The sequence below is a fragment of the Streptomyces sp. LMG1-1-1.1 genome, assembly GCF_040815545.1.
Taxonomy (GTDB): domain Bacteria; phylum Actinomycetota; class Actinomycetes; order Streptomycetales; family Streptomycetaceae; genus Streptomyces.
The window spans coordinates 131,050-144,855 of record NZ_JBFPNH010000019.1; the positions used below are offsets into that span (position 1 = coordinate 131,050).

The 13,806-nt window shown below is 73.5% G+C and carries 12 protein-coding genes and 2 rRNA genes; 3 read left to right on the forward strand and 11 right to left on the reverse strand.

Translation table 11 applies throughout. From position 1 onward, the window contains the following. Positions 1-140: 140 nt before the first annotated feature. The gene (locus tag MRBLMG1_RS10030) at positions 141-1,769 is read left to right on the forward strand and encodes a PucR family transcriptional regulator (protein ID WP_367822851.1); all 1,629 of its coding nucleotides are present in this window, start codon (positions 141-143) and stop codon (positions 1,767-1,769) included. Positions 1,770-2,126: 357 nt separating this feature from the next. Here the strand turns inward: MRBLMG1_RS10030 and MRBLMG1_RS10035 are convergent, their stop codons facing one another. The 5 genes from MRBLMG1_RS10035 to MRBLMG1_RS10055 form a co-directional block, all read right to left on the reverse strand. Beyond that, entirely contained in the window at positions 2,127-3,206 is a 1,080-nt protein-coding gene (locus MRBLMG1_RS10035) for a glycosyltransferase family 4 protein (protein WP_367822853.1), read from the reverse strand. A 151-nt stretch (positions 3,207-3,357) separates the two neighbouring features. Further along, positions 3,358-5,109 carry a DNA repair protein RecN gene (gene recN / locus MRBLMG1_RS10040; RefSeq protein ID WP_367822855.1) on the reverse strand — a complete coding sequence of 584 codons (1,752 nt, stop codon included), beginning with the start codon at positions 5,107-5,109 and terminating at the stop codon, positions 3,358-3,360. 86 nt (positions 5,110-5,195) lie between these two features. Then, positions 5,196-6,119 carry an NAD kinase gene (locus MRBLMG1_RS10045; protein WP_367822856.1) on the reverse strand — a complete coding sequence of 308 codons (924 nt, stop codon included), beginning with the start codon at positions 6,117-6,119 and terminating at the stop codon, positions 5,196-5,198. Next, positions 6,116-6,931, reverse strand: a complete 816-nt coding sequence (locus MRBLMG1_RS10050; RefSeq protein ID WP_017241530.1) for a TlyA family RNA methyltransferase — start codon at positions 6,929-6,931, stop codon at positions 6,116-6,118. Before MRBLMG1_RS10050 ends, MRBLMG1_RS10045 begins: the two co-directional genes overlap by 4 nt. Positions 6,932-6,938: 7 nt before the next feature. Continuing rightward, positions 6,939-7,199, reverse strand: a complete 261-nt coding sequence (locus MRBLMG1_RS10055) for a hypothetical protein (protein WP_367822858.1) — start codon at positions 7,197-7,199, stop codon at positions 6,939-6,941. Positions 7,200-7,241: 42 nt separating this feature from the next. Here MRBLMG1_RS10055 and MRBLMG1_RS10060 point away from each other — a divergent pair, with 42 nt between their 5' ends. Then, positions 7,242-7,589, forward strand: a complete 348-nt coding sequence (locus tag MRBLMG1_RS10060) for an SCP2 sterol-binding domain-containing protein (protein ID WP_367822860.1) — start codon at positions 7,242-7,244, stop codon at positions 7,587-7,589. Here MRBLMG1_RS10060 and MRBLMG1_RS10065 read toward each other — a convergent pair. Next, positions 7,578-8,444 carry an ABC transporter ATP-binding protein gene (locus tag MRBLMG1_RS10065; protein WP_367822862.1) on the reverse strand — a complete coding sequence of 289 codons (867 nt, stop codon included), beginning with the start codon at positions 8,442-8,444 and terminating at the stop codon, positions 7,578-7,580. The two genes, MRBLMG1_RS10060 and MRBLMG1_RS10065, sit on opposite strands and share 12 nt — an antisense overlap. A gap of 94 nt (positions 8,445-8,538) precedes the next feature. Next, complete coding sequence (locus MRBLMG1_RS10070; protein ID WP_414721520.1) at positions 8,539-9,621, reverse strand: HAD hydrolase-like protein; 1,083 nt, start codon at positions 9,619-9,621, stop codon at positions 8,539-8,541. Between the two features lie 88 nt (positions 9,622-9,709). Between MRBLMG1_RS10070 and MRBLMG1_RS10075 the strand changes: the two genes are divergently transcribed. Further along, a complete protein-coding gene (locus tag MRBLMG1_RS10075) occupies positions 9,710-11,005 on the forward strand; it encodes a DUF1015 domain-containing protein (RefSeq protein WP_367822864.1) in 1,296 nt (431 codons plus the stop codon). Positions 11,006-11,073: 68 nt separating this feature from the next. Here MRBLMG1_RS10075 and MRBLMG1_RS10080 read toward each other — a convergent pair whose 3' ends face one another. From MRBLMG1_RS10080 to MRBLMG1_RS10095, 4 genes are all read right to left on the reverse strand, one after another. Beyond that, the gene (locus MRBLMG1_RS10080; RefSeq protein WP_367822876.1) at positions 11,074-11,865 is read right to left on the reverse strand and encodes a tetratricopeptide repeat protein; all 792 of its coding nucleotides are present in this window, start codon (positions 11,863-11,865) and stop codon (positions 11,074-11,076) included. Next, positions 11,865-13,256, reverse strand: coding sequence for a hypothetical protein (locus tag MRBLMG1_RS37295; protein ID WP_414721519.1), 1,392 nt, complete (start codon positions 13,254-13,256; stop codon positions 11,865-11,867). The genes MRBLMG1_RS10080 and MRBLMG1_RS37295 overlap by 1 nt, the downstream gene beginning before the upstream one ends. A 235-nt stretch (positions 13,257-13,491) precedes the next feature. Next, positions 13,492-13,608, reverse strand: a 5S ribosomal RNA gene (gene rrf / locus MRBLMG1_RS10090). Between the two features lie 106 nt (positions 13,609-13,714). Continuing rightward, positions 13,715-13,806, reverse strand: a 23S ribosomal RNA gene (locus tag MRBLMG1_RS10095); the annotation flags it as partial.

The window sequence follows — 13,806 nt, forward strand, 5'->3', positions numbered from 1 at the left end:
GTGACACAGGCCACAATCGACATGCGGTCATACAATTCCCGCCACGACACGACGAGTTGTCGCCCCGGTGTACGAACTGTCCGGTCCCGTGACCGTGGGGTGATGTCGTCGAAACGCGGACGCGGGTAGCGTCCGGGCCCATGGACAATCAGGGCGGGATCACCGTGCAGCGGGCACTCGAACTTCCGGGCCTCCGCGGCGGGCTCCCGGAGGTCGTCGCCGGCGCCGACCGGCTGCACCGCACCGTGCGCTGGGTGCACGCGGGCGAGGTGCCGAACATCGCCTCGCTGCTCAAGGGCGGCGAACTGCTGCTCACGACGGGACTCGGCCTCGGCACCCGCCCGGCCGAACAGCGGGCCTTCGTCCGCCGGCTCGCCGACCGGGGCATCGCGGCGCTCGTGGTGGAGCTGGGCCCGCGCTTCGCCCGGCTCCCCGCGACGATAGTGGAGACCGCCCGGGCGGCCGGCCTGCCCCTCGTCCAACTCCACCGCGAGGTCCCCTTCGTCGCCGTCACGGAGGAGATCCACACCGAGATCGTCAACGGCCACTACGCGCTCCTGCGCCAGGCCGAAGAGGTCCACCGGCAGTGCACCGAGGCCCTGCTCGGCGGCGGCGGGGTCCCCCAGGTCCTCCGCATCCTCTCCGAGTTCGCCGCCAACCCGGTCTTCCTGGAGACCGCCGACGGCCAGCTGCTGTACGCGGCGGGCGCCGACTCCACACCCGCCGACCCGCTCCAGGTCTGGGACGGGCTGCGCGGCCAGCGGGCCGCCCGCGAATCCGGCCCGCCCACCGGCACGGTCCTCGTCGACGTGCCCGGCGGCGGCCCCGGTACGTCGTCGGTGCGGGCCCGCCTCGTCCTCCTGGCGGTCTCCGGCGCCCTCTCCCCCGTCCACCGGATGGCCGCCGAGCGGGCCGCCGGTCTCCTCGCCGTCGTCCTCATGCAGGCCCGCCAGGAGGAGGAGCTGGCCGCCCGCGGCCGCGGCGACTTCCTCACGGACCTCGCGGAGGGCCGGATCACGGCCGAGGCCGCCCCCGCCCAGGCCCGCGTCCTCGGCTTCAAACCGGGAGACGGCCCGCTCCTTCCGGTCGTCATGCGCCTGGCCTCGGAACTCTCCCCCTCCGGCAACTGGGCCCTGCTGGCCCGAGCGGTCCTGGAGGAACTGTCCTCCGTCGGCGTCCCCGTCCTCCTCGGCGTCCGCCCCGTGGAGGGCCGGGTGCCCCTGCTGCTCGGCCTGCGCTCCGAATCCGAGCGCACGGCGGTCGCCGACCGGGTCGCGGTGGCACTGCGCGCGGGCGTGGAACGGGCCGGCCTCGAACGCGCCGGCGTACACCCCCCGATCGTCGTCGTCGGCGTCGCCGGCAGCTGGGCGGCGGCCTCGGCGGGCCTACGCCACGCGGCCGAGACCGCGACGGCCGCCCAGGGCCTCTCGGACCTCCCCTGGTACGACGCCCGGCGCCTCGACATCGACCTGCTCCTCTGGCGCCTCCACTACCACGGGGACACCGTCCTCCCCGCCTTCGTCGACCGCGCCATCGGGCCCCTCCGCGACCACGACCGCACCTCCCGCCCTCCTCTCCTCCCCACCCTCGAGACCTACCTCGCCCACGCCGGCCGCAAAGCCGAGACCGCCCGCGAGCTCCACCTCAACCGCCAGACCCTCTACAACCGCCTCGCCCGCATCTCCGAACTCCTCGGCACCGACCTCGACGACCCCCAAACCGTCCTCGCCCTCTCCCTGGCCCTCCGAGCCCGCCGCCACACCCCCTAGCCCCCGTCACCCCACCCCGCTGGCGCGCGCCCACCCCCGTTGTGGGCAATCGTCCGCCAGGGGCGGAACGGGTGGGCACAACGGCCGGCGCCCCCTGCCGGGCCCAGGCTTCCGTCCGTTGTGGGCAATCGTCCGCCAGAGGCGGAACGGGTGGGCACAACGGCCGGCGCCCTATGCCGGGCCCAGGCTTCCGCGCCCTCACCCGCACCGGTCGCGCGGCGAACTACGGGTGCGGGCCGGCACAAGGGGCGGACGCGCCACCAAGGGCGCCGCCCCGTGGACAGGCCCAAGCCACCACACGCCACGCCCCCTCAAGGCGCCAGGCCCCGCAAGGGCCCAACCCCCACCCCCCAGCCCCTACCGCCCCACCAACTCGTCGTACACGCTCAGCACATGCGCCACCGTCTCGTCCTCCGTAGGCCACGTCCCCGCCTGCACCCGCCCCGCCGCCCCCAGATCCATCCGCCGCTCGACGTCCTCCAGCAGCCCCCGCACGGCCCCGGCGAGCGCGCCGGCGTCGCCGTAGGGAACGAGCTCCGCCGCGTCGCCGACGAGTTCGGGCACGCCGCCGACGGCGGTGGCGACGAGGGGCACGCCGAGGCGGAGGGCTTCCTGTGCGAGGAGGGAGCGGGCTTCCCAGCGGGAGGGGAGGACGGCGACGTCCGCCGCGGCGAGGAGTTCGGCGACGTCCTCGCGGCGTCCGATGAGCCGCACCGCGAGGCGCTCCTCGGTGATCCGCCGTTGGAGGAGGGCCCGTTCGCGTCCCTCTCCGGCGATCACGAGGAGCGGCTGCGGGTCGAGGTCCCGCCATTCCCGGGCCGCGTCGAGGAGCGTCCGGTACCCGCGGCCCCGTTCGAGCGCGCCGACCGCCATGATCAACGGCCGGTCGACGGCGCCGAGTTCGGCGCGGGCCTTGCCGTCGTGGAGGCAGACGGGTCCGCGCGCTGCGGGGACGGTGACGGGCGCGAGCCGGGCGTCCCTGGCTCCGCGCCGCCGGGCCCGGTCGACGAGTTCGGACGAGGTGGCGAGGACGACGGTGGCGGCGCGCACGGTCCGGCGTTCCAGGAGCCGCTGGAGCCCGCCTTGGGCGCCGTCGAGGTGGCTCCGGCTGTGCCAGGTGGTCACGAGGGGCGCCCGGACGTCGCCGGTGAGGGCGAGGGCGGCCCGCACGGACGCCTGCAGCCCGTGTGCGTGGACGACGTCCGCGCCGATGGCGGCGTTGCGGAGCGCGCTGACGCCGGCGGGGTCGCCGAGCCGGGGCAGCGGCACGAAGTGCGCGCCGGCGCCGAGGTAGTCGTAGGCCTGGTCGAGTCCGGCCGGGGCGCACACGGTCACGCGCACGCCCCTCGCCACCAGCCCCGAGGCAAGTGATCGGACGTGAGCGCTGCTGCCCGCGCTGCCGCCGCCCAGCACTTGAACCGTACGGAGCTGTGTCACGCGCCCAAGGATGCCAGTAGCCGCCCCTGACCGTACGCACGTTCCGACACCGAAGTGGCGTCGTTCCCTTGTGCGGAACGCGTCCGGCGTACGCACTCACCCGGCGGGTTCACCCACACGGGTGAGCGCGCGCCGGATCAGCCCGCGCGCCTCACGCGTCCGCCCTGGCCGCCGCCAGGAGCTCCTCGGCGTGTGCCCTGGCGGTCTCGGAGTCCTCCTGGCCGGCGAGCATCCGGGACAGCTCGCGTACCCGGTCCTCGCCCTCGAGGACGGTGACGCCGGACCGGGTGACGGAGCCGTCGTTGGTCTTCTCGACGAGCAACTGCCGGTCGGCGAAGGCCGCGACCTGCGGGAGGTGGGTGACGACCACGACCTGTGCGGTCCTGGCCAGCTTGGCGAGCCGGCGGCCGATCTCGACGGCCGCCTTGCCGCCGACGCCCGCGTCGACCTCGTCGAAGAGGTACGTGGGCACCGGGTCGACCCCGGCGAAGACGACCTCGACGGCGAGCATCACCCGGGACAGCTCACCACCGGACGCGCCCTTGGCGATCGGGCGCGGCGGGGCACCGGGGTGCGGGGCGAGCAGCAGCTCGACCTCGTCGGCACCGGACGGGCCGTAGGCGACGCGGCGGCCGCCGACCTCGACGCCCTCCGGGTCCTCGGTCTGGCTGAGGGCGAACGACACGCGCGCGTGCGGCATGGCGAGCGAGGCGAGTTCGGTGGTGACGGCGTCGGCGAACCGGTCGGCGGCCTCCGTACGGGCGTCGGTGAGCCGCTGGGCGAGGACGGACAGGTCGTCCCGCAGCCGGTCCCGCTCGGCGGTCAGCTCCTCGATGCGGTCGTCGTCGCCGTCGAGCTCTCCGAGCCTGCCGGCGCTCTCCTCCGCCCAGGCCAGCACGGCGGCCGTGCCTTCGCCGTCCCGGCCGTACTTCCGGATGAGCTGTGTGAGGGCCGCGCGGCGTTCCTCGACGGCGGCGAGCCGCAGCGGGTCGGCGTCCAGGTCGTCGGCGTATCCGGCGAGCTCGGTGGCCACGTCGCCGAGGAGGATGGAGATCTCCCCCATCCGGTCGGCGAGCGCCGCGAGCGCCGGATCGTGCGACCGTACGGCTTCCAGGGCCCGGCCGGCACCCGCGACCAGGGTGGTCGCGTCGACGGACTCGGGGTCCTCGGGGTTGCCGGTCAGCGCGCCGTGCGCGAGCGCCGCGGCGGAGGCGAGGGCCTCGGCGTGCCCGAGTCGCTCGGCCTCGGCGGCGAGCTCGGCGTCCTCGCCGGGAAGCGGGGCGACGGCCTCGACCTCGCCGAGCCCGAACCGCAGCAGATCGGCCTCCTGGGCGCGTTCCCGGGCCCGGGTGGTGATCTCCTCCAGCTCGCCGGTGACGGCCCTCAGCCGCTTGTACGCGTCCGCGTAGGCGCCGAGCGGCACGGAGACGGCCTCGCCCGCGTACCGGTCGAGCGCACCGCGCTGCCGGGCCGGCTTGAGCAGGCCCTGCTGGTCGGTCTGGCCGTGGACGGCGACGAGCTCGTCGGCGAGTTCGGCGAGCAGCCCGACGGGCACGGAGCGCCCGCCGAGGTGGGCGCGTGAGCGTCCCTCGGCGGAGACGGTACGGCTGACGAGCAGCACGCCCTCGTCGAGCTCGGCCCCGGCCTCCTCGGCGCGTACGGCGGCGGGCGCGCCCGCGGGCACGCTGATCCGCCCTTCGACGACGGCCGACGCCGCGCCGATCCGCACCAGGGCCGGGTCCGCCCGGCCGCCGAGCAGCAGCCCCAGGCTGGTCACGACCATGGTCTTGCCCGCACCGGTCTCACCGGTCACCGCGGTGAAGCCGGGCGACAGCTCGACCACCGCGTCGTCGATGACCCCGAGCGACCGTATCCGCATCTCCTCCAGCACGCCCCAGACCATACGAGGTTTCCCGGGTCCGATGCGACATCGCCCCCGCGCGTAACCCTCCGGCGCGCCGATCGTTCGTGCCCCCGGGGGCCGGGACGTCAGTGCGGGGCGCCCCGCCACCCCGACACCGGCAGGGCGAACTTGGCGACCAGGCGGTCCGTGAAGGAGGCGTGGTGCAGCCGGGCCAGCCGGACGGGCACGGCGCCCCGCCGCACCTCGACGCGCGCGCCCGCGGGAAGTTCCACGGTCCGCCGCCCGTCGCACCACAGCACCCCGTGGGGGGTGTGCGGCTCGACCTCGACCGCGAGCACCGACTCCGGGGTGGTGATCAGCGGCTTGGCGAAGAGCGCGTGGGCCCCGATCGGGACCATGAGCAGCGCCTCGACCTCGGGCCAGACGACGGGCCCGCCCGCCGAGAAGGCGTACGCGGTGGATCCCGTCGGTGTCGCGCAGATCACCCCGTCACAGCCGAAGCCGGTCACCGGGCGCCCGTCGATCGCGAGGACGACCTCCAGCATCCGCTCCGGGGACACCTTCTGCACGGCCGCCTCGTTGAGCGCCCAGTCGCGGTGCAGGACGTCGCCGTTCTCGTACACGACGACGTCGAGGGTCATCCGTTCCTCGACCTCGTACGCCTTCGTCACGACCCGGTCGACGACCTTGTCGAGGTCGTCGCGCTCGGCCTCCGCGAGGAAGCCGACGCGCCCCAGGTTGACGCCGAGCATGGGCACGCCCGAGGCGCGGGAGAACTCGGCGCCGCGCAGCAGGGTGCCGTCCCCGCCGAGGACGACGAGGAGTTCACAGCCGTCGAGGGCGTCGGAGCAGGCCTCCGGCACCCTCTCCACGGACGGCGGTAGCGGCAGGTCCGAGGCCTCGGCCTCCAGGACCCGGACGCCGATGCCGCAGCGCAGCAGGCCCAGGACGACCAGTTCGGCGCTGCGCACGGCGGCCGGGCGGCCGGTGTGCGCGAGCAGGAAGACGGTACGGGTTGTTGCCTCTGGTGGTGCTGCCGTTGAGCTCAACGAGGTCCTTCCGCCACGGCGCGGTCGACATCCGCCGGATCCAGCGCGGGCGCGCCCGCCCGCAGCCACAGAAAGTACTCGACGTTGCCGGAGGGGCCGGGCAGCGGGCTGGCCGTGACGCCGAGGACGCCGAGCCCGAGTTCGGCGGCCCGCCGGGCCACGTTCTTCACCGCGTCGGCGCGGAGTTCGGTGCTCCGGACCACTCCGCCCGTGCCGAGCCGCTCCTTGCCCACCTCGAACTGCGGCTTCACCATGAGGACCAGGTCGGCGTCGGGCGCCGTGCACGCCGCCAGGGCGGGCAGGACGAGGCCGAGCGGGATGAACGACAGGTCGCCGACGACGAGGTCGACCGGGACGCCGTCGATCGCGTCGAGTGTCAACTCGCGTACGTTCGTGCGGTCCTTCACGGTGACGCGCTCGTCGCTCTGGAGCGACCAGGCGAGCTGTCCGTAGCCGACGTCGACGGCGACGACGTGGGCGGCGCCCGCGCGCAGCAGGACGTCCGTGAAGCCGCCGGTGGAGGCTCCCGCGTCCAGCGCCCGCCGGCCCTCGATCCGCAGCCCCTGCGGCACGAAGGCCGCGAAGGCGCCGGCGAGCTTGTGGCCACCGCGCGAGACGTAGTCGGGATCGGAGTCGTCCTGGACGACGACGATGGCCGCGGCGGTCTCCACCTGGGTGGCGGGCTTGGTGGCGACGGTCTTGCCGACGGTCACCCGGCCCGCGGCGATCAGCTGGCTGGCGTGCTCGCGCGAGCGCGCGAGCTTGCGCCGGACCAGCTCGGCGTCGAGACGGCGGCGTGCCACTCCTGCCACGTTCGGTTCAGCTCCTGTTGTCGTGCGGACGGGGGGCGGGGTGCGCGTCGAGCGAGGTCAGCTCGTCGCGCAGTCCACGGTGTACATCCTCGTACACCTCCAGGTGTCCGTCCGCCGGGAGGTGGTCCACGTCGGCGAGACGCGCCAGGTGCGCGTCGACGGGGGCGTGCCCGGTGAGCTCCCGGTCGACGCCGAGCGGCGCGGGCGCGGCGGGCGCGTACGGCTCCTCGGCGGCCCGGTCGGCGGGGTCCGGCATCTCGTCGTTCATGCCCCGACGCTACCGCGAAGGCCTGGGGTACCGTCGACGGCGATGGCGACGATCACTGAGTGCCGCGACGCACTGGACAGACTTTCGGACAACCTCGCGCGGGCGGACGACGGCGTGCGGGGTGCGGCCGCGCTCGACCGCACCCTGAGCTGCCACATCACGGACCTCGACACGACCTTCACGGGCCGTCTCGCGAACGGCCGGATCGAGGTCCAGGACACGGTTCCGGGCCCGCCGCCGGCCAAGGCGCAGATCCGGCTCGCGATGTCCGGCGACGACCTGGTGGCGATGGTGGGCGGCGAACTGAACTTCGCGAAGGCCTGGGCCGCCGGCCGGGTCAGGCTCGAAGCGGGCTTCCGCGATCTGATCCGGCTCCGCTCACTTCTGTAGCGCGGGCTCCTGCGCGTCCGGCTCCTGGGCCTGCGGCACCACGGTCCGCCGGGCACGCGCCTTCCGCCCGGCCGGCACGACCAGCGGCGTCCCCGTCTCCGGGTCGTCGATGACCTGGCAGCGCAGCCCGAAGACCCGCTCGACCAGCTCGGCGGTGACGATCTCGGACGGCGGGCCCTCGGCGACGATCTCGCCGCCGCGGACGGCGATGAGGTGGGTCGCGTACCGGGCCGCGTGGTTGAGGTCGTGCAGGACGGCGACGAGCGTCCGGCCCTGCGTCTCGTGCAGCTCGGCGCAGAGGTCGAGGACGTCGATCTGGTGCTGGATGTCGAGGTACGTCGTCGGCTCGTCGAGCAGCAGCAGCGGGGTCTGCTGGGCGAGCGCCATGGCGATCCAGACGCGCTGGCGCTGCCCGCCGGACAGCTCGTCGACGTACCGCTCGGCCAGCTCGGCGACCCCGGTCGCCTCCATCGACTCCCGGGTGATCCGCTCGTCCTCCGGGGACCACTGGCGCAGCAGCCCCTGGTGCGGATAGCGGCCGCGGGCCACCAGGTCGGCGACGGTGATGCCGTCGGGGGCCACGGACGACTGCGGCAGCAGGCCGAGGGTCTTGGCCACCTTCTTGGCGGGCATCGTCTGGATGGACTGCCCGTCGAGCAGGACCCGCCCCGCGCTGGGCTTCAGCATCCGGGAGAGGGCGCGCAGCAGGGTGGACTTGCCGCAGGCGTTCGGCCCGACGATGACGGTGAAGGAGTTGTCGGGGATCTCGACGGACAGATCGCGGGCGATGACCCGCTGCTCGTACGCGAGGGTCACCGATTCCGCGCTCAGCCGCTGCCCCTGCCGACCGTCCATGCCCGTGCTCCCGATGTCCGCCAACCCAGAAAGAGTTAGGTTAGCCTACCCAACTTTCCAGGCCACCGGCCGCCTCTGCCACAGCCCGGCAGCCTCACACCCCCAGCCGCGCCAGCACCTTCCCCGCGTCCGGCACACCCGCTCCCGGCACGTCCGCCGCCGACCACGCGGCCCCGCACAGCGCCCGCACCGCGTCCATCACGTCCGCCGCCCCCTCGGCGGCCCCGGCCTGCGCACCCTCAAGGACCAGCTCACCGCCGCTCACCGCCGCACGCCACCCCCCGCACAGGAACCCGCCGTCCGCGTCCTCGACCACCTCCGGCTGCCCTACCAGCAGCCCGCGGAGGTCAGCGGCCACATACGTCGGCCGGTGCTCCGGCGCCGCCGCCAGCAGCTGCGCCACGTCCGTCACCCCGGTCAGCACGAGGAGCGAGTCCACACCGCCGTTGAACGCCCCCTCGATGTCCGTGTCCAGCCGGTCCCCGACCACCAGCGGCCGCTTCGCCCCCGTCCGCAGCACCGTCTCCCGGTGCATCGGCGGCAGCGGCTTCCCCGCGACCTTCGGCTCCGCGCGGCCGCCCGTCGCGATCCGCACGACCTCCACCGCGGCCCCGTTCCCGGGACCGATGCCCCGCGCCCCGGGAATCGTCAGGTCCGTGTTCGACGCGTACCACGGCACCCCGCGCCCCACCGCGTACGCCGCCTCGGCGAACCGCGCCCACGGCATCCCCGGCCCGCCGTACCCCTGCACGACCGCCACCGGCTCGTCGTCGGCCGACTCCACCGGCAGCAGACCCCGCTCCCGCAGCGCCACCCGCAGCCCCTCACCGCCGACGACGAGCACCCTGGATCCCGGCGGCACGTCGTCCGCGATCAGCCGGGCCACCGCCTGCGCGGAGGTCACCACGTCCCCGGCCTCCGCCGGCACCCCCAGCTCGGTCAGGTGCGCCGCGACCTCCTCCGGCGTCCGCAGCGCGTTGTTCGTGACGTACGCCAGGTGCATGCCACCGTCTCGCGCCGCGCCCAGCGACTCCACGGCGTGCGGTACGGCCTCACCGCCCGCGTACACGACACCGTCCAGGTCCAGGAGCGCCGTGTCGTACGCCTCGTTCAACGGCACGACACTGCCGCCCGGACGATTCCCGCCGGCGTCCCGCTGTCCCTGGCCGATCCGCACCGTCACCGCTCACTCCTCGCATCACCGGGTGAAATTCCCCCACTCCCCCGATCATCGCTCATGGCCGCCGCCCACATACGATGACGAGATGAACACCTCAGGTCACGCGGCCGCCGACGTCCGCGACGACGCCGCAGGGCTGCGCCTGGCCCCGTTCCGCGGGCTCCGTTACGTCCCCGAACGGGTCGGCAGCCTCGCCGCCGTGACGTCCCCTCCCTACGACGTCGTCGTACGACCTGACGGTCTACTCCATCTGGAGTCGGCGGACCCGCACAACATCGTCCGGCTGATCCTCCCGCAGGCCATCACCGCCGGCACCCGTCACCGCAAGGCCGCCGTCACCCTCGACCGCTGGCTCGCCGACGGCATCCTCGCCCCGGACCCGGAACCCGCGCTCTACGTGTACGAGCAGCACGGCGACGGCATCCTCCAGCGCGGCATCATCGGCGCCCTCGAACTCTCCACCCCGGACGCGGGCGTCGTCCTCCCCCACGAGGACGTCATGCCGCACGTCGTCGAGGACCGCGCCGCCCTCATGCGGACCACCGCCGCCAACCTGGAGCCGCTGCTCCTCACCTACGTCGGCGAGGAGGGCGGCGGCGCCGACGAGGTCATCGCCCGCACGGTCCTGCGCGAGCCCCTGCTCTCCACGACCACCGAGGACGGCTTCCACCACCGCCTGTGGTCCGTCACCGACCCCGCCGAGCTCGCCCGGGTCGCCGGCGACCTGGCGCGCCACCAGGCCCTCATCGCCGACGGCCACCACCGCTGGGCGACCTACCTGCGCCTGCGCGAGGAGCACACCGCCCCGGGCCCCTGGAACTACGGCCTGGTGCTCCTCATCGACACCGCCCGCTACCCGCTCCGGGTCCGCGCGATCCACCGCCTCCTCAACCGCCTCCCGGTCGCCGACGCCCTCACGGCCCTCGGCGACTCCTTCCGGGTCCGCCGCATCGAGCACTCCCTGCCGGTCGCCCTGGAGGCCCTGGAGGCCGCCACAGCCGACGGGAACGCCTTCCTCCTCGCCGGCGACGGCGCCTTCCACCTCGTCGACCGTCCCGACCCCGCCCTCCTCGAACGCACCGTCCGCACCGACCGCCCCCCGGCCTGGCGCACCCTCGACGCGACCGTCCTCCACTCCACCCTCCTGGAGAACGTCTGGCGCATCCCGGACGCCCCCGAGGACATCGCCTACATCCACGACACCGAGGCCGCCGTCGCCCAGGCGGAGCGCCGCGGCGGCACTGCCGTCCTCATGCACCCGGTACGCGAGGACGTCGTCCGCGACCTCGCCCGCCAGGGCGTCACCATGCCCCGCAAATCGACCTCCTTCGGCCCCAAGCCCGCCACCGGCCTTGTCCTGCGAAGCCTCGCCCTGGACTGACCCCGGCCCCGGAAACGCAGAAGGGCGGCACCCCCTCGGGGTGCCGCCCTTCTCACTGTCCGACCACGTCAGCGGTTGTCGCCGCCGCGCTCGTCCTCGTCCTCGTCATCCTCGTCGTCGTCGAGCTCGTCATCGATGACGACGACCTCATCCGACTCCTCGACGTCGACGTCGACGTCGACGTCATCCACGTCGTTCACGTCGTCCACGTCGTCGGACTCGTCCACCATGTCGTCCGACTCGTCGAACGCGTCGACGAACTCGACCCCGTCCATCTCCGCAAGCCGGTCCGACGCGTCCGTGGCGCCGTCCTTGTCGGCCTCCAGGGCCTTCGCGAACCACTCCCGCGCCTCGTTCTCACGGCCGGCGGCGAGCAGCGCGTCGGCGTACGCGTACCGCAGGCGCGCGGTCCACGGGTGAACAGCGCTGGAGGCGAGCTCGGGGCTCTGCAGCGTCACGATGGCCGCGTCGAGCTGCCCCATGTCCCGGCGCGCGCCGGCGGCCACGAGCCGCATCTCGACCTGACCGGCCTTGTCCAGCTTCAGCACCTCGGGCTCGCCGGCCATGGCCAGCGCCCGCTCGGGCCGGCCGAGACCGCGCTCGCAGTCGGCCATGACGGGCCACAGCTCGACGCCACCGCTCATCCGCCGCGCGGCCCGGAACTCGGCCAGCGCCTCGGAGTACTTCTGCGTCGCGTACGCCGCGAAGCCGGCCGCCTCACGCACGGCCGCCACACGGGACGCGAGCCGCAGCGCGACGCGCGAGTACCCGTACGCCTGCTCCGGGTCCTCGTCGATCAGCTGCGCGACCATGACGAGGTTGCGCGAGACCTCCTCCGCCAGACCCTTCGGCAGGCTCATCAGCTCCTGCCGCACGTCCGGGTCGATCTCCTCCCCGGTGACCTCCGGCGGAATCGGCAGCCGCTTGATCGGCGCCCGGTCACTCCGCTCCCGGTCAAAGTCCCGACCCCCACGGTCGTCCCTCCGCCCGTACCCACCACGGTCGTCCCGCCCACGGAACCCACCGCGGCTGTCGCCCCCACGGTCATCCCGCCGGAAGCCACCACCCCGGCTGTCCCCACCACGGTCGTCCCGACGGAACCCACCACCACGGGTGTCGTCCCGACGGTCATCCCGCTGGTACGAGGGCCGCTCGTCCCGACGGAACGACGGACGCTCATCACGCCGCTCGTCCCGACGGAACCCACCGCCACGGTTGTCGTCCCGACGGTCATCCCGCTGGTACGAAGGCCGCTCATCCCGCTGGTACGAGGGCCGCTCATCGCGCCGGAACGACGGACGCTCATCACGCCGCTCGTCCCGGCGGAACCCACCGCCACGGTTGTCCCCACCGCGGCTGTCGCCGCCACGGTCGTCACGGCGGAACCCACCGCCACGGTTGTCGCCGCCACGGTCATCGCGACGGAAACCGCCGCCGCGGTTGTCGCCGCCACGGCTGTCGCCACCGCGGTCGTCACGGCGGAAGCCACCGCCACGGTTGTCCCCACCACGGTCGTCACGACGGAACCCACCGCGGTTGTCGCCGCCACGGCTGTCGCCACCACGGTCATCGCGACGGAAACCGCCACCGCGGTTGTCCCCACCACGGTTGTCGCCGCCACGGTCGTCACGGCGGAAGCCACCGCCACGGTTGTCGCCACCACGGTCATCGCGACGGAAACCGCCACCACCACGGTTGTCGTCCCGCGAGAAGGCCGGCCGGTCTCCACCGCGGTCGTCACGGCGGAAACCGCCACCACGGTTGTCCCCACCACGGTCGTCCCGACGGAAACCGCCGCCGCGGTTGTCGTCCCGACGGTCATCCCGCTGGTACGAGGGCCGCTCGTCCCGACGGAACGACGGACGCTCATCACGCCGGTCGTCGCGACGGAAACCGCCACCACCGCGGTTGTCCCCACCACGGCTGTCGCCACCGCGGTCGTCACGGCGGAAACCGCCACCACGGTTGTCCCCACCACGGTCGTCACGGCGGAAACCGCCGCCACCGCGATTGTCGCCACCGCGGTCATCGCGACGGAAACCGCCACCACCACGGTTGTCGCCACCACGACTGTCGCCACCGCGGTCGTCACGGCGGAAGCCACCGCCACGGTTGTCCCCACCACGGTCGTCACGACGGAAACCGCCCCCACCGCGGTTGTCCCCACCACGGCTGTCGCCACCGCGGCTGTCGCCACCGCGGTCGTCGCGACGGAAGCCGCCACCACGGTTGTCCCCACCACGGCTGTCATCCCGGCGCGGACCGCGGAAGCCGCCCCGGTCGCCACCGTCACCGTCCCTGCGACGCGGCTCGCGCTCCGGACGGTCGTCGGGAGAGTTGGTGGGCATGGTCGTGACTCCTGTCTTCGGGTACTGCAGTCATTCTCGCGCAGCCGGCACTCAGCCGCGCATCGGAAAAAGTCAAGCAAAAAACAAAAGGACCCCTGGTCCCAGCGTGAACGCTGGGACCAGGGGTCCTGAAGAATTGTTCGGCGGTGTCCTACTCTCCCACAGGGTCCCCCCTGCAGTACCATCGGCGCTGAAAGGCTTAGCTTCCGGGTTCGGAATGTAACCGGGCGTTTCCCTAACGCTATGACCACCGAAACCCTATCGGTTTCGAGCGAACAAGCACACTCTGTAGTTGTGTTCTAGCTCTAGAAACCAGCAACTGTTCGTTGCTTCAGAACTAACACAGTGGACGCGAGCAACTGAGGACAAGCCCTCGGCCTATTAGTACCGGTCAGCTCCACCCATTACTGGGCTTCCACATCCGGCCTATCAACCCAGTCGTCTACTGGGAGC